At 63.2% G+C, this 25,454-nt stretch carries 25 protein-coding genes; 14 read left to right on the forward strand and 11 right to left on the reverse strand.

Annotated features, from left to right (window positions below; all coding sequences use genetic code 11):
- Nucleotides 1-34 precede the first annotated feature (34 nt).
- The gene (locus CSQ99_RS22650) at nt 35-517 is read left to right on the forward strand and encodes a DinB family protein (RefSeq protein ID WP_099041272.1); all 483 of its coding nucleotides are present in this window, start codon (nt 35-37) and stop codon (nt 515-517) included.
- 6 nt (nt 518-523) lie between these two features.
- Here the strand turns inward: CSQ99_RS22650 and CSQ99_RS22655 are convergent, their stop codons facing one another.
- Nucleotides 524-1,183: an FKBP-type peptidyl-prolyl cis-trans isomerase gene (locus tag CSQ99_RS22655; protein ID WP_176561158.1), complete on the reverse strand. Its 660-nt coding sequence runs from the start codon at nt 1,181-1,183 to the stop codon at nt 524-526.
- Nucleotides 1,184-1,243: 60 nt separating this feature from the next.
- Nucleotides 1,244-1,585, reverse strand: coding sequence for a hypothetical protein (locus CSQ99_RS22660; protein ID WP_099041248.1), 342 nt, complete (start codon nt 1,583-1,585; stop codon nt 1,244-1,246).
- Between the two features lie 139 nt (nt 1,586-1,724).
- Between CSQ99_RS22660 and CSQ99_RS22665 the strand changes: the two genes are divergently transcribed.
- Both CSQ99_RS22665 and CSQ99_RS22670 read left to right on the forward strand, forming a co-directional pair.
- The gene (locus CSQ99_RS22665) at nt 1,725-2,567 is read left to right on the forward strand and encodes an alpha/beta fold hydrolase (protein ID WP_099041274.1); all 843 of its coding nucleotides are present in this window, start codon (nt 1,725-1,727) and stop codon (nt 2,565-2,567) included.
- A 41-nt stretch (nt 2,568-2,608) separates the two neighbouring features.
- On the forward strand, nt 2,609-3,133 hold the full coding sequence (locus CSQ99_RS22670) for a hypothetical protein (protein ID WP_099041249.1): 525 nt from the start codon (nt 2,609-2,611) through the stop codon (nt 3,131-3,133).
- A gap of 12 nt (nt 3,134-3,145) precedes the next feature.
- Here CSQ99_RS22670 and CSQ99_RS22675 read toward each other — a convergent pair whose 3' ends face one another.
- Nucleotides 3,146-4,057: an MBL fold metallo-hydrolase gene (locus tag CSQ99_RS22675; RefSeq protein WP_099041250.1), complete on the reverse strand. Its 912-nt coding sequence runs from the start codon at nt 4,055-4,057 to the stop codon at nt 3,146-3,148.
- A 237-nt stretch (nt 4,058-4,294) separates the two neighbouring features.
- On the opposite strand from CSQ99_RS22675, the gene CSQ99_RS22680 reads away from it, so the two are divergent.
- Both CSQ99_RS22680 and CSQ99_RS22685 read left to right on the forward strand, forming a co-directional pair.
- A complete protein-coding gene (locus CSQ99_RS22680) occupies nt 4,295-5,389 on the forward strand; it encodes a GGDEF domain-containing protein (protein WP_099041251.1) in 1,095 nt (364 codons plus the stop codon).
- 152 nt (nt 5,390-5,541) lie between these two features.
- Nucleotides 5,542-6,003 (forward strand): SRPBCC family protein, encoded by a 462-nt coding sequence (locus CSQ99_RS22685; protein WP_099041252.1) that lies wholly within the window; start codon nt 5,542-5,544, stop codon nt 6,001-6,003.
- 37 nt (nt 6,004-6,040) lie between these two features.
- Here the strand turns inward: CSQ99_RS22685 and CSQ99_RS22690 are convergent, their stop codons facing one another.
- Nucleotides 6,041-6,943: an alpha/beta fold hydrolase gene (locus CSQ99_RS22690; RefSeq protein ID WP_176561159.1), complete on the reverse strand. Its 903-nt coding sequence runs from the start codon at nt 6,941-6,943 to the stop codon at nt 6,041-6,043.
- Between the two features lie 234 nt (nt 6,944-7,177).
- On the opposite strand from CSQ99_RS22690, the gene CSQ99_RS22695 reads away from it, so the two are divergent.
- Nucleotides 7,178-7,597, forward strand: coding sequence for a hypothetical protein (locus tag CSQ99_RS22695; RefSeq protein WP_099041253.1), 420 nt, complete (start codon nt 7,178-7,180; stop codon nt 7,595-7,597).
- 12 nt (nt 7,598-7,609) lie between these two features.
- Here CSQ99_RS22695 and CSQ99_RS22700 read toward each other — a convergent pair whose 3' ends face one another.
- Nucleotides 7,610-8,701 (reverse strand): GGDEF domain-containing protein, encoded by a 1,092-nt coding sequence (locus CSQ99_RS22700; RefSeq protein ID WP_099041254.1) that lies wholly within the window; start codon nt 8,699-8,701, stop codon nt 7,610-7,612.
- A 165-nt stretch (nt 8,702-8,866) separates the two neighbouring features.
- Here CSQ99_RS22700 and CSQ99_RS22705 point away from each other — a divergent pair, with 165 nt between their 5' ends.
- Entirely contained in the window at nt 8,867-9,268 is a 402-nt protein-coding gene (locus CSQ99_RS22705; protein WP_099041255.1) for a nuclear transport factor 2 family protein, read from the forward strand.
- 21 nt (nt 9,269-9,289) lie between these two features.
- On the forward strand, nt 9,290-9,982 hold the full coding sequence (locus CSQ99_RS22710; protein ID WP_176561160.1) for a helix-turn-helix transcriptional regulator: 693 nt from the start codon (nt 9,290-9,292) through the stop codon (nt 9,980-9,982).
- A gap of 44 nt (nt 9,983-10,026) precedes the next feature.
- On the opposite strand, the gene CSQ99_RS22715 is transcribed toward CSQ99_RS22710, so the two are convergent.
- Both CSQ99_RS22715 and CSQ99_RS22720 read right to left on the reverse strand, forming a co-directional pair.
- Nucleotides 10,027-10,836, reverse strand: a complete 810-nt coding sequence (locus CSQ99_RS22715) for an LLM class F420-dependent oxidoreductase (protein ID WP_099041256.1) — start codon at nt 10,834-10,836, stop codon at nt 10,027-10,029.
- 174 nt (nt 10,837-11,010) lie between these two features.
- Nucleotides 11,011-11,790: a dienelactone hydrolase family protein gene (locus tag CSQ99_RS22720; protein ID WP_099041257.1), complete on the reverse strand. Its 780-nt coding sequence runs from the start codon at nt 11,788-11,790 to the stop codon at nt 11,011-11,013.
- A gap of 218 nt (nt 11,791-12,008) precedes the next feature.
- On the opposite strand from CSQ99_RS22720, the gene CSQ99_RS22725 reads away from it, so the two are divergent.
- From CSQ99_RS22725 to CSQ99_RS22745, 5 genes are all read left to right on the forward strand, one after another.
- Nucleotides 12,009-13,016 carry a zinc-dependent alcohol dehydrogenase family protein gene (locus CSQ99_RS22725; RefSeq protein WP_099041277.1) on the forward strand — a complete coding sequence of 336 codons (1,008 nt, stop codon included), beginning with the start codon at nt 12,009-12,011 and terminating at the stop codon, nt 13,014-13,016.
- Nucleotides 13,017-13,090: 74 nt separating this feature from the next.
- On the forward strand, nt 13,091-13,783 hold the full coding sequence (locus CSQ99_RS22730; RefSeq protein WP_099041258.1) for a DUF4304 domain-containing protein: 693 nt from the start codon (nt 13,091-13,093) through the stop codon (nt 13,781-13,783).
- A 140-nt stretch (nt 13,784-13,923) separates the two neighbouring features.
- Nucleotides 13,924-14,130, forward strand: coding sequence for a DUF2191 domain-containing protein (locus tag CSQ99_RS22735; RefSeq protein ID WP_099041259.1), 207 nt, complete (start codon nt 13,924-13,926; stop codon nt 14,128-14,130).
- Nucleotides 14,121-14,543, forward strand: a complete 423-nt coding sequence (locus CSQ99_RS22740) for a PIN domain-containing protein (RefSeq protein WP_099041260.1) — start codon at nt 14,121-14,123, stop codon at nt 14,541-14,543. The genes CSQ99_RS22735 and CSQ99_RS22740 overlap by 10 nt, the downstream gene beginning before the upstream one ends.
- A gap of 959 nt (nt 14,544-15,502) precedes the next feature.
- Nucleotides 15,503-16,387 (forward strand): hypothetical protein, encoded by an 885-nt coding sequence (locus CSQ99_RS22745; protein ID WP_141562718.1) that lies wholly within the window; start codon nt 15,503-15,505, stop codon nt 16,385-16,387.
- Nucleotides 16,388-16,582: 195 nt separating this feature from the next.
- On the opposite strand, the gene CSQ99_RS22750 is transcribed toward CSQ99_RS22745, so the two are convergent.
- Nucleotides 16,583-18,088 (reverse strand): hypothetical protein, encoded by a 1,506-nt coding sequence (locus tag CSQ99_RS22750; RefSeq protein WP_099041262.1) that lies wholly within the window; start codon nt 18,086-18,088, stop codon nt 16,583-16,585.
- Between the two features lie 318 nt (nt 18,089-18,406).
- Between CSQ99_RS22750 and CSQ99_RS22760 the strand changes: the two genes are divergently transcribed.
- Nucleotides 18,407-21,763, forward strand: a complete 3,357-nt coding sequence (locus CSQ99_RS22760; protein WP_099041264.1) for an NACHT domain-containing protein — start codon at nt 18,407-18,409, stop codon at nt 21,761-21,763.
- Nucleotides 21,764-22,132: 369 nt separating this feature from the next.
- Here CSQ99_RS22760 and CSQ99_RS22770 read toward each other — a convergent pair whose 3' ends face one another.
- The 3 genes from CSQ99_RS22770 to CSQ99_RS22780 all read right to left on the reverse strand — a co-directional run bounded on the left by CSQ99_RS22770 (nt 22,133) and on the right by CSQ99_RS22780 (nt 25,132).
- Nucleotides 22,133-23,584, reverse strand: coding sequence for a hypothetical protein (locus CSQ99_RS22770; RefSeq protein WP_245909047.1), 1,452 nt, complete (start codon nt 23,582-23,584; stop codon nt 22,133-22,135).
- 76 nt (nt 23,585-23,660) lie between these two features.
- The gene (locus tag CSQ99_RS22775; protein ID WP_099041265.1) at nt 23,661-24,008 is read right to left on the reverse strand and encodes a helix-turn-helix domain-containing protein; all 348 of its coding nucleotides are present in this window, start codon (nt 24,006-24,008) and stop codon (nt 23,661-23,663) included.
- Nucleotides 24,005-25,132, reverse strand: a complete 1,128-nt coding sequence (locus CSQ99_RS22780; RefSeq protein WP_245909048.1) for a tyrosine-type recombinase/integrase — start codon at nt 25,130-25,132, stop codon at nt 24,005-24,007. The genes CSQ99_RS22775 and CSQ99_RS22780 overlap by 4 nt, the downstream gene beginning before the upstream one ends.
- Nucleotides 25,133-25,454: the final 322 nt, after the last annotated feature.

A 25,454-nucleotide genomic window follows, 5' to 3' on the forward strand; every position in this document is an offset into this window, starting at 1 on the left:
TCGCCCGAATTATCCCGATAGTGAGGTGAACCTGGTGCCCGACAAGACCGACCACCGCCCGCCGCGGGCCGGCGTGGGGGAGAAGGAAACCTTGGTGGAGTTCCTCGACTACCTGCGCCGGGCGATGGTGTCAAACATCGAGGGTGCACCCGAGCCACAGGCGCGAACCGCGGGGGTGCCGTCAGGAACGAGCGTGCTGGGCTTGGTCAAACACCTGGACCATGTCGAAAGGTTCTACTTCCTAGGGGAGGACGTCAGCGACTGGAGCGCGACCTTTCGACCCACTTCCGAGGACACGATCGACGCTGTGGTGGCCTCCTACAAGGAGGCCGTTTCACAAGCGAACGTGATCATCGATGCCTGCGGGGACCTCAGTCAACCCGCGCCGCGTTCGGCCCGGCCGCAGGCAGCGCCGACGATGCGATGGATTCTCGTGCACATGATCGAAGAGACGGGTCGGCACGCCGGCCACGCCGACATCTTGCGCGAGCAGATAGACGGCACGACCGGTCGCTGATCCCGGTTACCCAGCGGCGTCGAGGATCTTGATCGCGAAGACGAGCGTGTCACCGGGCAGAATTCCCGCTGCGGGCTGACCGTCCGCGTAACCGTCGGCCGATGTCATCGCGACAGCGACAGTGGATCCGACTTTCTGGCCGGCGATGGCCTTCTGGAAGCCCGGAACGACGCCGGTGAGCGGGAACTGCTCGGGAGCGCCCCGTTCGTAGCTGCTGTCGAACACCGACCCGTCACGTCCATTGACGCCCATGTAGCAGACCGAAACCGTCGCCGTGGGTGACACGACTGGCCCGTCACCTGCCTGCAACGTGTGCACCTGGGTCTCGGTCACGCTGAAAGGCATGCCCACCTTTACCTCCGGCGCCGTCGCATCAGTGGATCCGGTGACCGCGACGTCGCCGGTGGCGCCGTTCAGCGTCCACTCGGGCGTGCCGACGGTCGGGGCCACCGTCGGGCACGTGGTGGCTGCGGCCGGGGTCGGCGGGGCTGCTGGTACCTGGGTTCGGGTGACCGAGAACGGGTCCGCAGCGGCGCTGCTCGTGGACGGCGCACTCGTCGACGAAGCATCGGCGTCGGAGTCCGAGCCGCACGCGGCGAGCGTCGTCACGAGCGCGGCGGCAATGCCTGCGAGCGCGACGGAAGAAGACAGACGAGAGGAATTCACCGTCGCCACGCTACAGCCGCGTTACGCGGTCACCGTCGGTAGGTGGCTGAACTGCTCATATCAGCAGAACTGGTACTCGACGGCCCAGTTGTCGACGGCCCACGTGGCCGCGAACTGACCGCCGAGCGCTGGGTTGGCGTCATGAATCATCCCCGTGCCGCCCTCCGGCGTGAATCCCGGGGGATCCCAGGTGACGGATTCGAAAGCAGGGGAGAGTTCGGGGGTGCAGACCGACTGCATGGCGATGTAGCCGTCCGCGATCGCGAACTCGGCGTTGTCCTGGGTTTGGACCGGCGTGTAGGGGTCGGCACCGGCCGCCGGCGAATGGGCGACGAGGGTGGCGACGGTGATTGCCACTGCGGACAGCACGGCCACCGGTCGGTGGTGGTTTAGCTTCCGCATGATGGCTCCCGGATCTTGATGGTGTTGCGAGTATCCACTGCAAACGTCGTCATTGTTCGTGAAACGACAGGTCCCACGATGAGTATGTCTCATCGCGACGGTCTATTCACCGGAGCGATACGAGATGGAAGGTCCAACGATGGGAACCAAGCCTTCGCGCGGTGGTTATCTGCCGATCAACGGGCTGAAGCTCTATCACGAGGTGCACGGCGACCTGGGCGCATCGAAGGCGCCATTGCTCTTGATCCCCGGTGCGTTCATGGCCGCCGACTCGATGCCTGACTGGGTAGAGGCGTTCGCACGTGAGCGCGCCGTGATCGTGTTCGACCAACAAGGACATGGTCGCACCCCGGATACGTCGCGGGAGATGTCCTACGAGCAGTTCGCCGATGATGGCGCGGAGTTGTTGCGCGCCTTGGAGGTCGAGCGTGCGGACGTGATGGGGTATTCACAAGGCGGCGGTGTCGCGTTGCAGCTCGCGATCCGCCATCCCGCGATGGTGAACAAGTTGGTTTCGATGTCGGCCACATTCCGCAAGGAGGGGTGGTACCCGACCGTGCTCGAATCCATTGGGGGCCTTACTGCCAAAGATTTCGCGGGTACGCCTGTCGAGACTGCCTTCAAGGCGCACACTCCGGGTGCCAAGGCCTACGACGCCTACCTCGAGAAGATGAAGGCCTTGAACATCAACGACCAGAACATCAGCGACGAGGAGATGCGGTCAATTTCCGCCAAGACGATGGTCATCGTCGGTGATGCGGATGGCGTGACACTCGAACATGCGCTGGCAATGTTCAAGCTCCGCGGTGGAGGCGATGTGGCCGCGGCGGCCGCAGGGCTGCTGCAAAAGGTTCCCGATGCGCGCCTGGTGGTGCTGCCGGCGATGTCGCACATCGGCCTGTCGGGGGAGTCGGAGTTGTTGATCCCCTTGGTGAGTCGGTTTCTCGATGATGTGCCGCCGAAGGTCCCGGAGCTGTTCTAGGCGGCCGACCTGCTCGGCGCCGGCGGTTAGGGTGGATCGTCATGCGGGTGTTGGCGGCTGTCGCAGGCATCGGGCAGTCGGACTGCGAGCGCGTCGTGAACGACATCTTGGCCCAGCCTGTCTTGGCCATTACCAGCCTGGGCTATGTCGTGGTGGGTTTGGCCGTGTTGTGCTGGGCGGCGCGAGGTAGGGGCGCACTGGCCGCGGCTGCCGGCGTCGTGCTCATCGCCGTCGGAATAGGCAGCTTCGCCTACCACGGGCCGCAGCCGTCATGGGCAGGGCCCGCCCACGACTGGCCCATCGTGGCGCTGGCAGCCGTGTGCGCCCTGGGCCTGGCCCGGACCGCCCGACGGCGACCGCGGATGTGGATGGCGGCGGGCGGAATCTTCGCGATTGCTCTAATCGCCTACGCGGCAGGACGTTCCGGGTCGCCACTGTGCCGGCCCGACAGCCTGTGGCAGTACCACGGCGCCTGGCATGTCCTTACCGCAGCGGCGGCCGGATGCGCCGCCGCGGCGATGGGCCGCCGACGTGAGGGCGCTTCGGCCACTCACGGTCGGCGCTGATCCAACGAAAGGTCAGTAATCCCAGGTCGCGGGGACGCAGCGGAAGACGTCGCCGTGGGTCGCCACATGGCAGACGGACGGGAACGGCAGGTGGGTGGCAACCATCGCCTCGCCCGTCGCCGCCAGCTCCCGCAACAACTGGATGCGGACGCGGGCGGACTCCTCGGGGTCGTGTTCAAAGCCGTTGTGCCACTCGGGGTTGTCGAATCCCGGTGCGAACACGGAGTCGCCGGCGAATGTCAGAGCATCGCCGCCGGATGCGAGGCGGACGATGCTGTGCCCGGGAGTGTGACCGCCGTTGCGGGTGACCAGAACCCCCGGCGCAATTTCGTATTCCGTCTCGAACGTCCGTAAGTTGCCGCGGTACTCGTTCAGGAATCGCGAGGCGATGGACCGGAGCGCGTCCGGCACCGGCGCCGGCATGTCGGTTTTGGAGAAATCGGGCGCCTCCCAGAACTCGGCTTCACGTGTCGCGACGTGGACGCGCAGATCCGGGCGCAGCCGCTCCTTCAGACCTTGGGTGAGCAGTCCGCCTACGTGGTCCATATGCAGGTGGGTGAGCACCACGTCGGTCACGGCCGAGGGATCGATGCCGGCGGCCTCCAGTCGGTGGACCGTCTGCCCGGCCCTGGGGAAGTCGGGGAATTCCACGCCGAGTCCGGCGTCGACGAGGATGGTTCGGCTGCCGCTGCGCACCACGACCACGTTCAGCGGCCAGTCGAGCACGTCCTGGGGCAGGAACATGTCGTTGAGCCAGTTTCCGTACTCGGTCGGGTCGGCGTTGGTCGCCATCGTCCGGGCCGTGATGGGCAGCACCCCATCGCTGATCACGAGCACCTCGATGTCACCGACCTGCACCGCGTAGCGCGACGGAACCAATTCGTCGAGTCCTGTGTTACCCAGTGAAATGCTGTCCACGCTCATGGTTTCTCCTCCAGGGGCTGTATCCGAAGACATGGTGATGACCTGTCATTCCCGGGGAACGCCGTCCAGCGGCTGGATTCATCCATCCGGTCGGATCACTCCGAGACCTCGTGCCGGTGCTTGGGTCAGCAACTGCGCATTACGATGCGGCGATGGGCTCGTCAATGTTGCTCTAATAGCAAGAAAAGGATCGTGAGTGTAATTCCGCATCGAGACGACACCTGCCGGGGGTGAGGGATGGCCCGACGCGTTGAGCGGTGGTGGAAGCAGCCGGACCAGTATGACTGGCTGAGCGCCTACCTGAATGAGCGCGGACTGCAGATACTCTGGCGCCGCGCAACGTTTGGCTTCACCCTGGCGACGGGGGCGCTGCCGATCGTGATGCTCTGGAGCCCGTTCGGACCAGACAATCCCGCGACCGTCGCGATCGCTTTCGCCGCCGCGGCAACCGCCGTCGCCGGTGGTTTTCTCTGGCTGCTTCGTTGGCCCACCCGGCGGCAGTCCGTCATCTTTTGGGCGATGTCCACGGCGGCAATTGCGGCAACCAGCTTCGCCTTTTCAAACCCGTACTCGGGGTTGGGTGCGTGTGCGACCTTCGCCGTCATCGGTGGTTTCGCCGCCTACTTCCACACGATGGGTCACGTGGTCGTCAACCTCGCAGTCGCTACGGTGTGTTCGGCGATCCTGGCGCACCGACTCATTGCCGCCACCGGTGACGTCGCGCTGGCGATCGCAACCTTGGTCACGGTGGCGTCGCTCAATATCGGCGTGCCGTTTGGAATCGAGTCGTTGGTGCACACGTTGCGGTCTGACTTGCGGGGTTCTGACCGCGATCCCCTGACCGGGCTGCTGAATCGGCGCTCCTTTCACCGCTCGGTCTACGAACTCATGATGCTCCATCGGAGTCCCGCAGGGACCTACCTGGTGATGGCGATGATCGATCTCGACAATTTCAAGCACCTGAACGACACCCGGGGCCACGCCGCGGGTGATCAGGCATTGGTCGGTGTCAGCGCCGCGCTTCATGAGAATTGCAGTTCCGCAGCGGTCATCGGCAGGGTAGGAGGGGAAGAATTCGTGGTCGCAGACATCGATACGTCGCCGAACCCTGCCAAGCTGGCCGAACGACTACGCCAGGCAATCGACACAATCCACTTACCGGTGACAGCGAGCATAGGTACTGCGGGCGCCCCGCTCGAAACCGACTCAGGTACAGCGAATCTCCAACTCATCGACGATCTGATCCGCACGTCGGACGCGGCGATGTACGAGGCGAAACGCGCGGGCGGGAATCAGGTGTGTCACTATTCGACGCTGGTACCGCCGCAGTGAATCGAGGCCCCAGCCAGAAGCGTTGAACGTGGCGTTCGTGTTCTTTCAATTGTTGGTCGCCGGCAATCGATCTTGAAAAGCGTTGGGCTGGTACGCCCACTCGATTGATACGCAACGTTGCCGTATCGGACAAGTTTGGGCAGTGTGGGGGTATGAGCAACGAAAAGGTCACTGTCGAAAGAACCATCACGGCACCCGTAGACGAGCTATTCGACGTCCTTTCCAATCCCGAGCGACACCAGGCGCTCGATGGCTCTGGGTTCGTCCGCAGTGTGGACCACGCCGATCGGATACAAAAGGTCGGCGATGTGTTCACGATGAACATGCAGGGTGATCACATGGGTGGTGAGTACAAGACTGACAACCACGTGTCCGGCTATGTCAAAGACAAGCTTCTGGCCTGGAAGACTGCCCCCGCGGGCACTGAGCCTCCCGGGTGGGAGTGGCTGTGGGAGCTGGAACCGCAGGGGCCTAACGAGACCTTGGTTCGCCATACCTACGACTGGTCGAAGGTCACGGACAAGAAACTGCTCGAAAAGGTGAAGTTCCCGTTGGTGACAGAGGATCAGCTGACCGACACGCTAGCTCGACTGGCTGCCGAGGTTCCGTCCTGATCGGGTAGCACCCCCGCGGGACCGACATCCTCGATCGCTAAGCGGGGCGCGCGTCCCCACGGTGTTCGATAGCGAACTGACGGATACAAGCGTTTACCTCGTCTGGAACCTCGGCCGGCAGGGAGTGTGTCGCGTTGGGCCACAGGTGGTATCGCCACGCGGGCACCACCGACCGGATTCTTGCAATGCCCGCCGCTGGGTTATGAATAGTGTTGCCCGCCAGAAGGACTTGGACCGGAAGTGGCACCGAACGCAGTAGACCATTACTAGGAAGTCGCAGCGCCGGCGTGCGCCAGGGCGGTGCGAAGGTGGCGAATCCGGCCACAAACAACCCGGTGAGCATATCGATGGAACTGCCCGCTTCGGGGTGACCTGTTATCCACGCCGCGGCCTGCCCGGCCCGCGCGGAAGACGGGCGCGACGACACGACCGCGAGACGTCGCCAGAACTTTGCAGAGGTTCGAGCCACCGTGCTGGCCGGATCAACCAGCGTGACAGTCGCCAACCGATGCGGCGCCCGCGCCGCCATGTGGGTGGCAAGCCAACCCCCGTACGAATGCCCAACCAGATGCACATCACTCAGCCCCAGTCCCTCCAGCACCGCGTCAATACAGCGAGCGGAATCTGCGGGGGAGAACATCGCCTTTGTCTGAAGGCTCGCTCCGGGTTGACCCAACATATCCATCGCATAGACGGTGAAATCACTTGTCAAGCCCTGAACTTGATCCCACCACATGGCCGACGTCAGGAAGAATCCGTGTATCAGGACGATGGGTACACCGCTGTTTGGCCCGTGCTGATACACCCGAACCGTGCCGAATTTTGTTGGCACATCGTGCACGACATCCGGTCGCGGGCTCAATGTGCGTAACTCGTCATACGCAGTCAGATACCGCAGCCGCGTGTCCGCGTCCTTGAACCCGCCGTCAGCCAAGCTCAAGAAGTAACCCTCCGGTCAACGCGACAATCCACCGCGGAGGTCACGGTAGGGAGGGATCGGGGGTCAGTCAATCGCTGCGCACCTTGCCGGGCGGATAGGAAATCCTTCCCTTTCGGGCGTCGAATCTGGCTTCGCGGGGATTACGGAGGACAAGCCGCCCGTCGGACACTTGCGTGGACCACCTGGAAAGCGGCTTCCGCCGGACACCGCGACGCAACATGAGGAGACACCACCATGAATAATTCCAACCGCCCCGTCACCGTTTCCGCGCCCTCACGTTGGATCGTGCGCGCCACGCTGTCCGCAGGTGCGCTTGTCCTCGCGGCCAGCCCGTTCGGGGCTCTCGCCGTGGCGAACGCCGACTACAAGGAAGTCGATTTCGCATCGTGTCTGGAGCGCGATATGCCGACGGACTACTGCTGCGAGCACGCCGGCGGCGTTATGCGCAACGGCGCCTGCATCAATCCGAATGACCTCTTGCAGCCAAGCGGAGGAGCTGTTCTCGAGGTTCAGCCGGATCCACCGACGAACGTTCCGCCGTACGTAATCGGCGATCTGTCCTCGGGAACGGTTCTTGAGGTTCAGCCGACTCCGCAGACGAAGGTTCCACCGCGCGTAGTCACCAAGGCGCCCGTGTTGATCGCCACTCGGTGACGCTCGCAGCCGTCACGCAGGTAGCTGTGCCGTCGCGTCGCCGCCGTCGCGTTTCGCATTGAACATCGAATGGTCGGCTCGCTCGATGAGGGTGTCGAGCAACACCACAGGATCAACCTTCGGCGCTGCGAAGCTGGCGACGGCAACGCTGACGACCCCGACACTGGCGGTAATCGCGTAGTCCGTCGGCGCGGCGATAGCGCGCCGGACGCGATCGAAGTCCCAGTCGGGACGACTGCCTGGCTCGGCAAAGTCGACGATGACGAATTCCTCACCGCCGAGCCGCGCCACCAATGCACTGCCCCTAACCGCGGACTTGATCCGCCATGCGCTACGAACCAAAACCGCGTCGCCGACGGTGTGACCGAATCTGTCATTGACGTCTTTGAAGCGATCCAGATCCACGACCATCACGATCACGTCGCTGTTCGAGGTGGCGGCATCGCGTACGAAGGTTCCGACCTGCATATGCAGGCCACGCCGGTTGAGCAGACCGGTCAGCGGATCGGTGACAGACTCGTTGGCGTCGTTACGCAATGCCCAGATCGAGGCCTGGATCCCCAGCGGTGTCCCGACGACCAGTGCCACCGACGCGAGTGTCATCGCGGTGAAATCAACGACGTCTAGCTGCGCTGCGACAGCAACTTGTGCGGCAAAGGCCGCCGTCGTCGCAAGGATCCACACGATATGGCCCGCAAGCGCTTTCGGGCCATCGAAGAAAATCAAGAACACCGAGAGCATGGTGAAGAAACTGAACCCGAACGAGGCCAGCACCCAACTTGGATCCAGCAGGACCATCACGGTGATTGCGACGTCGGCGGAGATGACGAACGCAAGCGACATCCGCCGCGAGGGCCACGACCGAAAACACCACACCCATGCCCAGAAGACTTGTAACGCGACGAACACCGCCACGGCGATCCGCGACGCGAGGGTGCTCGCGGACGGCAGCAGGATCACGGCGCAGATCACCGCGTCCAGCCCGGTACCCAGGCCGATCAAGACTTGGACCGCTCCGGACATCGCCCGCTTGGTGAAGTACTGGACTTGCGCGTCGTAATCGACCGGCGCACTCCACCATTCGCGGACGAGGCGGCCGAACACGACGGCACTCTTCGAATACGCTACCAACCCGAACTCCCACTAGCCGCGCTACTGCCGACCTTCCTGGCCGGCGGTTGAGCGGACCCCTGCCTGGCGCAGCAAACCAACTATAGGGCTAATGAACACCGACATACCGTTGTCGCGACAGGGTCTGATGCTGGTGTCATGGACAAAAACACGGACATGGTGGATACCAACTCGGCTGCAGCGGATGCGGCGCTCGCAGTGTGGTTGGAGATGTGGAACAAGGACAGTGCGATCGCCCGTCGGATCTGCAGTGAGGATTTCCGGATTTATTTCGGGAACTCCGACACGGATGGGTCGAACCCGGGCGACGACGTGCTGGGCGCCGAGAGTTTCGCTCGGTTCCTGGACCGGTGGCGCGAGAAGCATCCGGATGTGGTGTTCACCGAGGTCACTCGGGCCATAGCCGGCGCGCACGGGCGGATGGTGTGGAACATGCAGGTCGGGGAGCTTGCTGTGGGCGGGATCGATGTCTTCGACTTCACCGAGGACGGGCTGATCCGCCAAGTGTGGTCGGTGGGTGGGACGCGCGCGTTCACCTGAGACCGGTGGAGACTCAAATCCATGAGGAGAGCCGAGCGGTTGTACGCGCTGGTCGATCTGCTGCGGGGAGCACGCCGGCCGTTGTCGGCGGCTCGGCTCTCCGAGGAGTTCGAGGTGTCCAAGCGCACGATTGAGCGCGACATCCAGTCGCTCCAGCTCGCGGGGGTCCCGATCTATGCCGACTACGGGGTGTCGGGCGGGTATTCGATCCTGCGGGAACACTCCCTGCCGCCGCTGAATCTCACAGTGCCGGAGTCGCTGGCCGTGCTCGCGGGGCTTGGCTTACTGGAGACCTCGCCCTATGGTGCGGCGGCGCGTCGAGCGCGGGCGAAGGTCCTCGCGATCAGCCGCGAGGATCAGCTCGCGCCAGTCGATGAGGCGTTGGCGTCGATGTTCGTCATCGACGCCCAGTCGCCGTCCGAGGCGGCGATCTCGCTGATTCCCGAGGCGATCGCCGCGCGCCGGGTCGTACGGTTGGATTACATCTCCGAGGACGGCCAGACTCACACCACCCGCGACGTGGAGGCGATGGGTCTGCTCCGCGGAGGTGATGCGTGGCTGTTCGTGGGATGGTGTCGGCTGCGCGAAGGCATCCGCGGATTTCAGCTCCACCGCATCCGGCAGCTGGAGATCACCGGAGACGTGTTTCCCGAACGCGATACTGCGGTGCTGGACGCGGATCTGTCGCGGTGGCGCACTCGGCGGCTCGGGTGAGGCCCCCTAGCTGGGCAGTCTCCGCTCCACCGGTCTGATCGTGGTCACCCGTTGTCCCGCCATGTGAGCAACTGCTTGAGCGACGCGAGGTCGTAACCGTCGTCGGAGGTGAGTTCGGTCTGGAACAAAGTGACGCCTGCCTCGCGGAAGGCATCGGCGCTGTGGGCGTTCTCCCACAGCGTCGAACGTTCGATATCGGCGCCGTTGCGACCGAACGTCACTGCCAACTCGTCGACGCGGTCGCTGGACCTGCGGAAGGCGTCGAGGTCGGCGAACGCATGCCAGATGTCGGCGTGCCGGGCAACGGCGGGCAGCGAGCGCTTTGGCCCCGTGCCGCCGATGAGGATCGGCAGTTTGCGCACGGGCGGCGGAATCAGTGCAGCGAGCCGGTTCTCGATTCGGATCAGGCTCTCGTCGAAAAGATCGAAGCGGGAGCCGAAGGTGCCGAATTCGTAACCGTATGTGGTGTAGTCCTTTTCGTACCATCCCGCGCCGAGGCCGAGGATGAGTCGGCCGCCGCTGATGTGGTCGACGGTGCGTGCCATGTCAGCGAGCAGGTCCGCGTTGCGGTAACCGACGCCGGTGACGAGAAGCCCGATCTCGGCGTGTGAGGTGATCTCGCCCCACGACGCGAGCGCGGTCCAGCCCTCGAAGTTGGAGACATCGGGCTGCTCGTCGAACAGGACGGGCTTTCCGTCGACGAGGGCCTCCATGGCCGGGCGGTGGAAGTGGTCGTAGCCGAAGATGACGTCGACTCCGAGATCGTCGGCGGCCAGGACGGCGTCGCGCCACGTGCGGTAGTCGGGTGTGCCGCCGGGCTGGATCTGCACGGCGACGCGGACGGGACGGGTCATGAATGCTCCTGAGTCGGGGAAGGGGCGACTCTTGAGCCAAGTTCACCGGGTGGGTATTTATTCCGGGTCGGTCGTCGACGTCGGTACACCGTCGCCGCCAGTGAACTCAGGCGCTTCGCCGCGACATCGATAACCTGATCATCCTGGCGCGAAACCCTTTGGGCTACTTCGTAGTCACGGCTGCTTCATCGAAGCGGACGAAGCTCCAATTGTCTCATCGAGCAGATCTAGCACCGCCCGCCACGCCCGTGTCGCGTGCAAAGCGTGATGTCCTACACCGGGCACGGTGGCGATGGCGTGGGTGGTGCCACCGGTTAATGAGCCGTCAGGGTTCATCGGAGCAGCCCAGAAAGCGTGCTTGGCTCCGCCGTAAACGTTTACGCGCCAGTCAACTCCGGCGTCCTCAAGCGCGCTGGTGAAGGTGAACAGTTGGCCGGGGGTGCAGAGGGGGTCTTCGGAGCCTGTGCACAGCAAGACGGCTGCGCCCACGTCGATCCAATCCTCGGTTCGGGCGGGTGGCAAGCCCGGATGGATCGCGGCGAGTGCCTTGAATGGCACTCCCGCGCTGGCAAGTTCCAGCATGATTCTGCCGCCGGCACCGTATCCGAGCGCAGCGAGCCGGTCGTGATCAGCGCCGGGCACAGCGAGTAGAACGCCGAGCGCAGCATGGCCAATGGCGTGCATGCGGGCGGGGTCAGCCATCAGTGGCATGACCCGAGCCAGCATCGCTTGCGGGTCACCGAAGAACGTCCGGCCAGCGTGGTAATCCATCGCGAGTGCGATGTAGCCGTGTTTGGCAAGGTCGTCGGCGCGGCTGCGTTGATAGTCATCGAGACCGATACCGTCATGTCCGATGAGCACTGCCGGCCGGGGACCCTTGTCGTCAGGCCGCGCCAAGTGAGCGACCATCGTCAGTCCGTCGACCTCGTAGGTGACTTCGCGCGTGACGACCATGTGGTCACGATAGCCAGGCGCCTCAGGACTTCAGTACCGCGTTCGCGCTAAGCAGACCGACCGTTAGGCGCGCCCGAACACCCCGCGACAGGCGTGTCACTATCTTCGCGGATATTGGCATTGCCGCCACTGGAGCGTGCGGATCGTGCGCGCGACACTGGGAAGGAATCGCCCGCCCGGCGCGTCGCGCACCCAAAACCACGATGAGGAACACCGATATGACTGATCAGATGAAGGCCGTTGTGCTCGCCCGTTTCGGAGGAGCCGATGCGTTCGAACTGCGCGACGTCTCTGTACCGCACGTCGGACCCCGCCAGGTACGGGTGCGCGTCCACGCGACCGCCGTCAACCCGCTCGACTATCAAATCCGTCGCGGAGACTACGTGGATGATGTGCCGCTTCCGGCGATCATCGGCCACGACATCTCCGGCGTGATCGAGGAAGTCGGATCCCACGTAAGCGAGTTCCGCGCCGGCGACGAGGTCTACTACACACCCAAGATCTTCGGCGGGCCCGGCTCCTACGCCGAGCAGCACGTCGCCGACGTCGACCTCATCGGCCGCAAACCGGAGAACCTCAGCCACCTGGAGGCGGCGAGTCTCACTCTCGTCGGCGGAACGGTCTGGGAGTCCCTGGTGACGCGAGCCCAGCTGACCGTGGGGGAGACGATCCTCATTCACGGAGGCACGGGCGGTGTCGGCACGATCGCGATCCAGATCGCGAACGCGATCGGCGCACGAGTGATCACCACCGCGAAGGTCGGCGACCATGAGTTCGTGCGTTCTCTCGGAGCGGATGCGGCGATCGACTACACGTCGACGGACTACGTCGATGCCGTGGCCGCGATGACGCGAGGCAAGGGGGTCGACGTCGTCTTCGACACGATCGGTGGCGACGCGCTCACGCGAAGCCCGCTGACGCTCGCCGACTCCGGACGTGTCGTCAGCATCGTCGACATCGCGCAGCCGCAGAACCTCATCGAGGCGTGGGGCAAGAACGCCGCCTATCACTTCGTCTTCACGCGACAGAACCGAGGAAAGCTGGACGCGCTCACCACGCTGGTGGAGCGCGGTCTGGTGAAGGCGGTCATCGGCGCGACTCTTCCGCTGGCTCGAATGGGCGAGGCTCATGAGCTCCTGGAGGACAGGCGGTCGTACGCACTTCGCGGCAAGGTTGCGATCGATGTGGCGGGCGAAACTGTTGCGCTTCCCCCTCGCACTTCGTAGCGAGCGCCTGGAGGCCCTGCCGTCGCCCAAAATTGGTGCACGGAAGAACCGTCTCGGCGACTTAACCTTGGATCATGGGTGAGGGGACCGTCGACGGTTCATTGCAACGGGCTTACGACGCCATGGTTTCCTCCGATGTCGTGCCCTTCCTGCGAGTGCGCGGCTTCGATTCATCCGGCCCCAGCTTTGAGCGGGAACGGGGACCGCTCTACGACATGATCAACTTTCAGGCCGACTGGCACAACCGCACCATGTCGTGGCATGGATTCTTTGTCAACGTGGGCATCGGATCGGCTGAGGTCGACACCGCGTGCCCTGGATACGAGCGAGCGGCGCATCCCCTCAAAGGTTCGCTACTGCAACATCGTTGGGAAGACTTGGTACCCGATCTGCCATACGAGGTGCGGTTCGACCATCGCTCCGACATGCGGCAGCTCGCTGCCGCGCTCCGCGACGGCCTTGACCTGGCGCTGGCTGAGATGGAACGCATAAGCACCACAAAGCAGTTGGTGCGATACGCAGTCGACAACAACTTGCTGATCGAATACGACAAGACCTGCCGGTACCTGGCCGCAATCGACGATATCGAAACGCTGACGGAATACGTCACGACGTTGCACGATTGCTTCGGGCGTCAAGACCGTTGGTCGATCTTTGACCGCAACATCACCGCGGCTGTTGGGCGCTGGGCGCGGGTGCTGCGGGAGCGAGGCGTGCTTGGCCCGATTACAGCCAGTGGCGTGTTCAAGAACGTCCGACGACAGTAGAAACCGCCAAGCCCATTGGAAACCCCGAGGTATTCGATCCGTGCATATTCCGCTGTAGGGTTCGCAGGCGTCTCGCATCCCACCCAAGCGTGGATATATACTGAATTGGCATTCGGTATATATAGGTGGAGGGTTAATAGATGACAAAGCGCCTGATCGATATCGACGACGACCTGCTGGCTGCCGCACAGAACGAGCTTAAGACCTCCGGCGTATCGGATACGGTGCGCATCGCATTACGGCAAGCGGCGGCATCATCTGCTCGCGCACGCCAGGTCGCATGGTTGCAGGCCGGCGGTCTAGGAGAGATGGCTGATCCCGATCAACGTGGTGACGTGTGGCGCTGATCGCTCGGCACCTCATCGATACCAGTGCAGCAGCACGGATGGCACACCCCGAGGTTGCCGCCAGACTCTCCCCACTCATTGAAGCCGGATTGGTCGCGACCACAGCTCAACTCGACGCCGAGGCGCTCTACAGCGCCCGCGATCCTACCGACTATGAACAACTCTGGTCAGACCGCCGTTTGGCGTACGAATACCTACCGACGAATGACGAACACTGGCAGACGGCACTCGGCGCGCAACGGCAGTTGGCGAGCACTGGCCGCCACCGTGCTGTCGGCATGACCGACCTCCTGATCGCCATCCTCGCCGATGCCCATGACGTGACGTTGATCCACTATGACGCCGACTTTGAGATTGCTGCAGAGATACTACCGTTCCGACACCAATGGGTTCTGGAACGGGGCACCATCTGAGTGCTCCTTCAAATGCACTGCACCACAAAGCAATACGGAGTGATGCGGACAACCCGCCATACTCGGTTCGGCCGTATTCCTCGGTGCAACTCAACAAAACATATGTCACGCACCGCGGGGTGGTGCCTCATCTGCAGGGAGATCTTGCAGACAAGTTGGGGCTCACCTTCGCAATAGGTGCTCGGATAGTTCGTTGCTGTCGCTCAAAGTCGACGTTGACCCGTCGCACGAAAAGCCGGGTCCTTGCCTAACGGCGGGGCCCAAGCTGAACTTGTCAATCGGGCGGCCCTTGCAATAACAGTGCACTTTCACCACGTCGAATCCCTGTTGGCGTCGAGGAGCTTTGCACAACTCGACCCAACGCCGCGGGTGAGGGGGCCGCTCAAAGCGTCCTGATTCATTCAATGAAGACGGCGTACATTACTGGTAACCCGCCATATTCGATTCCGCCGCATCCCTTCTGGGCAGGGCGGCGATGCAGGTCGGCCCAAGGATGAGCGCAGCCCCTGATTCTTGATGATGGCGGGGGGCTATTGAGAGCGATGTCCGGGCTGAACCGGATGCGCATGTTCTGTTTGCTGCAGAGCCACCAGCGTGTCAGGTCATCCACGCTAGCTGAACGCCGGATTGCCGGATCAGAACGGGATCTACCGGTGGTACCGCTGGCTAGCCCGGCGCATTAATACCTGGCCGCCCGCGGGGGCTACCCGGAAGACGTAACACCGGCAAGCCAGGGTCGGGGTGTCCGACCTCGCGCATAGGGTTGACTTCGCCTGGACGGATCACGCAATGCGACGGGGGAGGGCGCCACGATGGACCCGAGGCTGGCCGATATGGACCCTACCGAGTTGTTCACTCGGCTGTCCGAGAAGCTGACGACCGCCGACGCGATGCGCCGGACACTTATGCGAGCGCAGCGAGGAAAGGAGCTGTACACGTGGGGGCTCAACCCTCAATACGTGGACCCGAACAGCAGCCTGGCCGCCGATGACGCGGGGTTCATGAACGAATACGCGGGCGACATGGTTAGCGGGACAGCCCGGTTTCCGATCATGAACGCTATCGACTGTCTCTGCGCGACTGCAGAACTGATTGAGTGGCGACCAAAGTCGCGTGACAGTCACACGACGTCGATCCTTGCCCAGTGTCGTACGGCGATTGAGTCGGCGGCGACGACGATATGGCTACTGTCCGACCGTGATCGTCGGATGCGCCGCGGTTTGAGCGTGCGGTTCACCACCTCGGAGTTGAATGCTCAGCGTTCCTACCACGCGTCGACCACCAAGTGGTTCAACACCGACCCCAATCATGCTGATACCCAACCATATAAAGACTTTGCGGAGCACGTTCGGCTGTTCGACAATCGTGTGAAAATGCTGCGACGGGGCGAGAACATCACACCTAAAGCACCCGTACGCACCAGCGACGCGGTGGTGCGGTTCGCGGCGAAGTGGCTGGACAAACACCCACCTGCGCACGCTGCAGAAGGCGAGCCATACGGCCGCAAAGCGTTCGGATTTGAAGACACGGCATCGGGTTTCTACTTAACAAGTTCTGCGATCATGCACGGGCTCAAATGGCCGCTGGACTACATGCCCAGCGGCGAACTGGACATGTCGCGTTTGATCGTGGACGGGGTCAGCATCGCTGTCGGAATGGCAGAATGCGCCGTCGCGTTGTTCGAGGTTCACGCGCAGCAGAAAACACCCAAAACACAACGAAAACCGTTGTATCCGGACCGACTTCGGCCGACGATCAAACGGTGGGCTGGACACTTTTACCAGCCGGTACACCCACCTGTCGATCCGTCGTTGCTTGCGCTGCCCGGTCCGCCGATCACCTAGCCATCCAAGGCCTGGAGGTTGGCCGTCGACGATGCCTTCGCCTCGTCGACGCACATGTCCGGCCTCAGTGCAATTGGCGTGCGGTACAGCCGACTGGATTGGTGGGTGAGGTTTCGCAGGTCCGTGCGGGTGCAGCGGATACTGGTGGCGCAACGGGTGATCGCAGCGCCAGCCGAAAGCCCTGTTTGCTGAGCTTCACACCTCTTCGTCGGTCTCTTCATCCCGTGCGGGTTGGTTCTTTCTGTCGACGAGGTACTGCCACACGCCCGCCAGGGCGGGGTACGGTCCCGACCTAGCACGGCGGGCGCCGGAGACCAGAGAGATCGGCGGGTACATGTCGAACGAGTCATCGCGGCCGAGCCATACGCGGCTATTGGCGTCGTACTCGGACGAGATCTCTGCGGTGAGTTCCATTTCTGGGCTGCTGAATTCGAGGGTCCATTCGCCGGCGATCGAGCCTCCTGAGACCTCCCCGTCGATGCGTTGGCCTTCGGGGCCGCGGAGTTCGAATGACGTAGGTAGGCCGTCCTTTGCTGGCGTGGCCGGGGTGAAGCTGATGCCGTCCCATCCTGTGATCGTGTCCAACACGTCTTGGTACGCGTCCCACTCGTCGGCGAACCGTGGTCGGCCAGCATGGACGGTGGCGGAGTCGGATTGGCGCGGCTGAAGGAGCTTGCCGTCGACGATGTCCGCGTCGAAGGGCACGGTGACGATGCTCTCGTACAAAATCATCCATTCGTGAACGGCGTTGCCGTCATTGTTGATCACGTAGCCCTCGGCGCGGACGTCAGCGAGGAGCACGACGGTATATGAGACCAGGTCGGTGTCCTCGTCGATGACTTGCAGTGAGACGTTGGCGACGTAGACGAGTTCGGCGGCCGGCTCGAGTTCGAACTCGGGGTCGATAAGCTCATCGAACTCTCGCCGGTCGTCGGAGTCGACCTTGTTAACAGTGATGTCGTCGACGTTGATCCAGGCTGGCGGCGGGCCGTGGCGGTCGTCTGCGGCTGCGGCCTCGGTGATGCTTTCGAGAAGATCATCGATGATGAGTCGGCGGGCGGTGCCGGCGTCGTGTTTCGGGTGCACCGGAGCCGAGAGCTTGCCGAACAACTGATGGGTGGTATTCGCGGAAACAAAACCACTGTGGCCCAACGCGATTACCGCTGGCCTGAAGTCTTTAATGTTCTTGGTAAGGAAGACGATCTGGTCGGGATCGTTATCGACGCGGCGCAGTGTATCGCGGACGATCGAAGAGTCAACAGCACCGGTGCGAGTGCCGTCCTTACTGCGTCCGCCGGCGCCTTCGCCGAGCACTTGGTCACGGATAGCGTCGACGGCGCACTGCCCGTCGAGGTCCAAGACCTTGACGTTGGGGATCGCTCGGCACAGCTGGTCGATGTGTGCCGCGACATCACGGGCCGTCAGGGGCGGAGGTGGATCCCCGGCGATGGTTAGGTGCCCCAGTTTCGTGTACGCGGCCTGCAGATCCTTGAACGCTTCGAAGGCATGGATAGCCCATTCGTCGATGACCTGCCCGGGAACCCACAGCTCCACGTCTCGCCGTGCGAGCCGGCTGGCGAGTTTCTCGACGCTATCGGGCTTGAAGTTGCCGGCACCGAAGAAGCAGGTGTCGATCACCGCGGCAACGGGATAGATGGGCTCGGTTGCCGGTTCGGTTTCTGAGCCGTCCTGGTCGGTCACAAGATCATCAGGGTACTGCGTTTGGTGGGCATATCCATGCAAAGGGTTTCGAACGACTCTGGGGCGGAGACAAAGACTCGCGGGAGTTGGCTGACCACAAATCTCCACCCGGCGAGTTCGGACTCGCAGTCGACGTCGAGGGAGAGCGACTGGGTGAAGCTCGGGCTCTGACGATCTCGGCAATCACCCTGCGGTGTGACATTTACGTGCGTTGACTTGCCCAATTGAGTCGCTATCTCCGGGTTGAATAAGCACAGAGCATTCGAAGTTCCCGAGGGCAGTGCCGGCACCATCGGGTTGAACTAGAGGAGTCAGCCCGTGCCCGAGAGTCGACACCGCTACCTCTACGAGCGCCTGGGCGACCACGACTTCCAGCAGCTCGCAAACGCCCTGCTCGCCGCACAGTTCCCCAACTTCACCCCTATGGCCCTACGCCAGGCCGACGGCGGCATTGATGGGCAGCGCAAGCTCGACCCGTCGACGGTGCTGATTTATCAGGTCAAGTGGTCCGTGTCCGGCTCGGAGAAGAACCCCGTCAGCTGGCTGGACGCCGTCGTGAAACAGGAGCTGGACAACCTCAGGAGACTGGCGGAGGAAGGCGTGCGGCACTACGTCCTGGTGACCAACGTGCCGAGCACCGCCAAGCCCGGGACCGGTACCTTCGCCCAGCTGAACAAGAAGCTGGATGCGTACGCCAAGGAACTCGGCTTCGACGAGATGACGTGCATCTGGCGCGAGGCGCTCAACTCGTGGCTCGACAACTCCGAGGACTCGATCAAGTGGGCCTACGCCGACATGCTCGCCGGATGGGATCTCATTCGGTTCCTGGTCGCCGAACAGGTCGGAGCCACCAAGAACCAGGCGGACCGCAAGCTGATCCGGCAGGTCGCCGCGTCGCAGTGGGATGACGACCAGCGGGTCAAGTTCAGCCAGGCTGAGGTGGACCGGAAGAGGATGGTGGATCTCTTCGTCGATGTCACCGCGGAGTTGGTGCACTCTCCGGAGAGAACCCGAGTGCGATCACTCTCCTCGAGCGAACTCGGCGGCGCTGCGCATCACCTGCTACAAACGCCAGCGCCTTTCACCTTGGTGCGAGGCGCCCCCGGGCAGGGCAAGTCCACCCTCAGCCAGTACATCTGCCAGGTGCACCGCAGCGCGTTCGTGCCCGAGTCGGAGCGGCCCAAGACGCTGCCTGCGTTGGAAAAGCCGCGGTTTCCGATCCGGTTGGACTTGAGTGACTACGCGCTGTGGCTCTCCGGCAATGACGTGTGGGATCACTCCGACGACCGCAAGCCCAAGACGGAGAAGGCGCGCAAGGGCGAGAAGGCAACCGTCGAGTGCTTCATCGCCGACCTGATGACGCACGAGAGCGGCGGTATCACCGCCACCGCCGACACGGTGCAGGGGATCTTCGAGCGAGTTCCCAGTCTCGTCGTGCTCGACGGACTCGATGAGGTCGGAAGTGCCAGCATCCGGCGTCGGATCGTCAACGAGATCAACGCGTTCGCCAGCCGGGGGAAGGCGTACACCGAGCCACTCAAGGTGGTCGTCACCACGCGCCCTAGTGCCGGTGAGCTTCCGGAGCCTGCGCCGGACAAGTTCGAGATCATCACGCTGAACCAGCTCACGGGCGAACAACGAGCCGACTACTTGCGCAAGTGGTGTGCCGTCCGAGGGATCAGGAGTAAGGACGGCCGCGCGCTGCGCAGGAGCTTCCAAGAGAAGAGCCGCGAGCCGTATATCCGCGAACTCGCAGGGAACCCGATGCAGCTGACGATTCTGCTGGATCTTCTCCATCAGCAGGGCGCAGCCACACCCACGCAGCGGACCGACCTTTACGACGCGTACGTCGACCTCCTCCTCGCCCGCGAGGCGAACAAGCACCCCAAGGCCGTGAAGGACCACAAGGAGGAGCTGCTCGAGATCATCCCGTTCCTCGGCTGGTACCTGCACGCGCACACCGAGGAGTCGCAGATCAACGGCCGCATGAGCATCAACGACTTGAAGGCGGCGATGCGCCACTTCCAGCGCACCTACGGCAACCAAGAGTCGATCGTGGACGAGCTCTTCGAGGGCGTCAGCGACCGCCTGTGGGCTCTGACCAGCCAAGTGGACGGCACCTACGAGTTCGAGGTGCTCTCCCTCCGTGAGTACTTCGCCGCCCGATTCCTGTACCACAACGCCGGCGAGGATAACCCGCACTTCGACAGCACAACGGTCTTGCGGGAGCTCCTACGCCGCCCGTACTGGCTGAACACCGCCAGGTTCTACGGCGGCAACGCGAAGGGCAGCGACGTCTACGTACTGGCCGCCGGCATCGAACAGGAACTGTCGCACACGTCGGCCTCCGCGTCGTACCTCGCCGCGTGGGCACTGCTGACCGACGGTGTATTCCAGCGCCGGCCGCATGAGGCGCGCAAGGTGTTGACGGCACTCTGCTCGGATCCGGGGGTGGGCGTCCTCCTTTCCGCGCTCGACCGCCGGGACATCACGCCCCTGCCCGAGCTGCCCAACCCCACGGAATCCGGTGCCGACCCGACTTGGTCGCGACTGACGACATTGGTCAGCAAGAACCCCGGTGACAGCGCCAACCCCCAGCGCGTGCGGGTGCTTCGAGAGCTACTCAACCAGCGCAGTGAGTTCACGAAGTGGTGGTACGAGCAGCTCACCGGAGCGATCGGCACAGACCAGCAGAACGCGTGGCTGGCGATCGGGGCCTGCTGCGAGGCCGGCGCGGGGACCACCGCGGACTTCAACAACATGGACCTGTCCGACGGCGCCGCGGAACTCTTCCTCAGCACGGGCCTGACTCCGGAGCCCGGAAGTTCCTTCGAGGAGGCGCTGCTCACCGCGGTATTGAACGGCGAGTGCCCGTGCGTCACCTCGACCTGCTCCATGCCGGCGCAAGTCGCCGTGGCTCTGACGCCTGGTGAGTTCTTCACCAGTTCCACGACCGGGTTCATCTCCGGCGACGACCGGCAGAAGCGTCGTCGAGCTGAGGCGGTCAACCAACTCAGGAAGGCCCGTTCACCGTGGGAGGAGGTCGCCAAGAAACGCGCGTTCAGGTCCGGCTACAAGAACAGCACGTTCCCGTGGGCGGATACCGCCGCCGCTATCCACGAGCGCGTCGAACGCTGTTGGATCTCCTCGGAGATCGCGATCATCGGCGCTGCCTCACCGTTCGGGCTCGCGTACAGCAAGCACGCGGGGGCAACGGCATTCGGGTCCGCAGGTCACCCGTCCGAACTTCTTGGTCGGACACGGGCAGGTAGCGGGAACGTCGGCTGGTGGCGCGAGCAGTTGGAGACCGTCGACGATGACCTCGGCCGAGCGGAGTGGGCGTTGGCGCTGTGGTGCGTCGCGTCCGGCTCGGTCGTATCCGAGCTGCTGCCCGAACTCACGGACGTTCTCGGACAGCTCCCGAGCTTGCGGCGGCGGATTGTCCTACGCGCAGCAGAGCAGATCGCACGCTTCGGATGGCTGGAGAAGCGCCCGGTCACCGGCGACACAACCGACGCCGAGCTGGACGCACTCAATCGCCTTCGGACACAGGCACCACAGTCGAACCCAGTAGACAGTTTAGGCACGGGTGGTCAGACGGCTTTGCCTTCGCTTCTCAGCGTCGCCCGCTCAGAACGATGGCTCAAGGTGGACACGGCGGCCGCCTACCGCTGATCGAGATAGCGCCCAGTGACTTGTCATTGCAGGCAAGTTTCCTCGGCGAGACAATTGCTCAGGGCGTACCGCCCAGAAGACGGGATAGCGGATTGCAGGAAGGGGGGCAATGCTCGCAATTGATGTTCGCGTCGCCGCCCAAACGCTGCGCCGGGCCACCACCGGAACCCGCCAACAACTACACTGACCGCTGCTCACAGGTGAGGAATTTCAACGAGCACACCTGGGGGATTTCGGTGAGCGCGATCACCCGGGCTTGTAGAGGAACTGGCGCAGGCCGATAGAGATTATGCAGCGGGCCGGACCATCAGTGGGGAAGACCTCCGCGTGCGGTATGGGCTTCCCGAACGCAAACGGAAGCGTCAGGGTTCAAGGAGTAAGGGAACGCCGTGAATGTTGCTTGGGAACAACAGATTTAGGGTGGACGTATTTGGCCCAGGTGTTGCCGGCTTCGGTCGCGTGTTTCTGGGTGACTTGGTCGCTATAGCCGAGCATCTCAGCGACCAGCGGTGCGGGGATTTCGGAAACAAGCATCTGCAGGGCAGTGTTCCGTGCGCCCTGCAGGTTGATGCCGAGCCGTCGTAGCCGCTGCATGATGGTCTGCGGGTCAATGTGTCGGCCGGGTCGGCTGCTGGTGAAAAGCCAGGGTGTGCCTTCGGCTCCGCCGCCGGTGCGCAGGTTGGGCCGATGGCGAAGATGGTAGTTGAGCTGGGAGGCGAACGGCTCCGGAACGGGGACGGGGTCTTTGCCCAACGCGATGCGGGTCTCGCCATCAGGTCGGGTGATCGCGGTCGTTTGCAGCGCGGCGACCTTGGTGAGTGGTTGGGCGTAGAGCAGGAGCAGCACGCCGGCGACGCGGTAGGGCAGACTTTCGGAGTCGCCGGTGAGCAGTTCTTTGAGCCAGGCCAGTCGTTGATCCTGCGTGATTGTGGGGGTCGTTCTCGCCTGTCGGAAGCCGATCTGCACCGCGACGTTGAGCTTGCTTTTCTTGGCCCAGATGAAGAATGTTCGGATCAGGTGACGGGTGGTCGGGCCTGATGCGAGGTATTCATCGACGTCTTGTTGTGTGCAGTTGGCGATGGTGCGCCGATGAGTCTGTTCTAGCCAGGTGAGGAACTTGATGGTCTCGGTGATTTCTTGTTTCGCGGAACGCTTTGGGCCATCGGAGGATTGGCCGGGTCTCGATTCACTGCGGAGCCGTCGGAGATGGTGCCAGGTCGCGAACTGTTCAACCGGGGCGCGAACAGCGGGGGAGTCGATAGTGTCGAGTTTGTCGGCCAGCCAGACTTCGAATCGTGCCAGATGCTCATCGCGTTGTGGGAGCAGTCCGTGGTGTTGCAGCAGGGAGCGCAGGTGATCGATATGGCGGCCGGATCCTGCAGCGGTGAGGCCGTCGTGGGTTAGCGGGATGGCGCCGGAGGTGATTCCGCCGAGTAGCTCCAGGACTTGGGTGTTGCGTTTCCAGGTCAAGATGCTCTCGGGTCGGTCGACGCCACAGAGCACTTCGATCAGCGCATGCATGGCGGCGGGGTCGGCGGGGTAGTGCAGCAGGATCTTGGATAGATCCTCGCGCAGGGCGCAGCGGGCGCACTGGCCGGAGCGGTAGATCTCGCCTTCGCCGTTGCAGGTTTTACAAGTGAATTCTCCGGGGATACCGGCGCAGTTCAGACAGACCGGATGCGGGTCGGTGCGGTTGCGGCGGCCCGGGAGGACGCCGTCGTGTCCACACGCGGGGCAGATGCCGTGGGTGCGCATCGCGGTGTAGAAGCAGCTATGGCAGAGCTGATCTCCGGGCCAGTAGACGCGCAGCTTGTTGGCCATGCGGTGGCACCGGCTGCATTCGAATACGCCTGCGGTGACACGTGGTCGCCCGCGGGTGGTGGAGCGTGGTGTGGGGTCAATCGTTGCCATCGGTGATGATTCGTGCTCGGCGGGGTCGGACGGACTTATTGAGTTCGACGACGTTGGGTGGTGCCTCGGTGCCCGAGGCGGTCTTCTTTCTGCGGGCGTCGGTGGCGGTGACGGTGACGAGGTCTTCGACGCCGCAGCCGAGGATGTCGCATAGAGCGGCCAGCAACTGCAGAGCGACGCGTTCGGGGCGTTGGTGCACGATGCGGTAGACCTGGGGACGCGACAGGTGGATGCCGCGCTCGGCCAGGCGAGGGATGAGGTCGGTGCTGTTGTGCATGCCGTGGGCGGCCATCAGCTCAGCGAGGCGCCAGGTGTAGTCGACGTCGCGTTTCACGATGTCTCCTCACCGAAGGAGAGGGCGTCTTTGACGGTTTGATCGAGGACGCGCCGCAGCGTTCGGGTGCGGAAGTCGCTCGAGACGCCGGTATAGAGCGAGGTGGTGCTGGCGTAGTCGTGGCCGGCTTGATCTTGGACGAACTTGGCGTCCCAGCCATCTTCGATGAGGTGGGTGATGTAGGAGCGCCGAAACGAGTGCAGATCCAGGCCGGCGGAGAGCTCGAGGTCATTGCAGTATCGCCGGAATCGGCGTAGCAGGGTCCGTTCGGCGACCAGCGCACCGCGCTCACTGGGAAAGAGGTCGATGCCATCGTCGAGGTACGGCTGGCCATGGGTGAGCCAGTCAGTGATGATCTCTGGCGTCCAATCGAACACCGTCAGTACCGTGCGGCGTTTCGGCGGGGAGCCTTTCTTGGCCTTGCCGTAGCGGATCTTCACCACGCCGTAGCGGCCGAACTCGGGGGCGTGCGGGTTGCGGGAGAAGTCGACGGTCTGCAGGTGACGCAGCTCGTTGAACCGCACGCCGTACGAGTAGGCGACCTTGAACATCACGGCATCCCGGTAAGCCGGTAGCCAGCCCTTCTTCTTGGTGTTGGCAATTAGCGCCACCTGGTCGTCGGCGTGGTCGAAGAAGTCCTGAAGCTCCTGTTTGGTGAACGGGCGCTTCTCCGGGTCTTGCTCGTTGTCCTGAACGTGGGTAGCAGTGTTCCAGGCGAAGAACACCTGAGCCGGGTGCGTGCCGAATCGTTGCTCGCAGACTCGGTCCCAGCCATAGTCCGGGTCGGCGATGTAGGAGCAAAACAAGCGTAGGCCGTTCTGATACCCGCGGATTGTGGACTGACGGCGGCCCTTAATGCCGCGGAGGTCGGCGAAGTACTCTTCGACGATAGCCGGTGTCCACGACCACGGGTACTCGTTGGTGTGCGCGATGAACCGACGAACCAAACCGATGCGACCGTCGATAGTGTCGTGGTCGAGATTGCGGCACAGTTGCTGGTTTCGCCAGCCATCCAACATTTCCTCGACGGTCTGGACCTCGGGATGCAGCAGCGGGACCGAGCCCACCAGGAACACGCGACCGCTCTTGTCGACGGGCAATTCGGCCTCCCAGGGGTGTCTCATCTGATGCATCATTGAATCATCTACTGAATCATTACCACATCGGCGCTGGTAGGTCCATCGTGAAACGAAGCTTCGTCGACGCGTGTCGCGGCAGTCGCACCGGAACGGAGGCACAGGAATTTCGTGCACCTACTGTAAGCCGTTGACGTCGAGGCGCTTTCGCTATATCGATCCAACGCGGCAGGCGAGGGCAATTGTTCGGTCTCAATTTAGTTGGCGGGCACTAACTGGTAACCGCCAATTTAAGTGAGACGGACTGTTGGTCGTGAGTCGCAATTTGGTTGGCGGTTCAGATCCGCCTGAACGTGCGGCGGGGGCTGTC

The organism is Mycobacterium neglectum (assembly GCF_002591975.1).
Lineage (GTDB): Bacteria > Actinomycetota > Actinomycetes > Mycobacteriales > Mycobacteriaceae > Mycobacterium > Mycobacterium neglectum.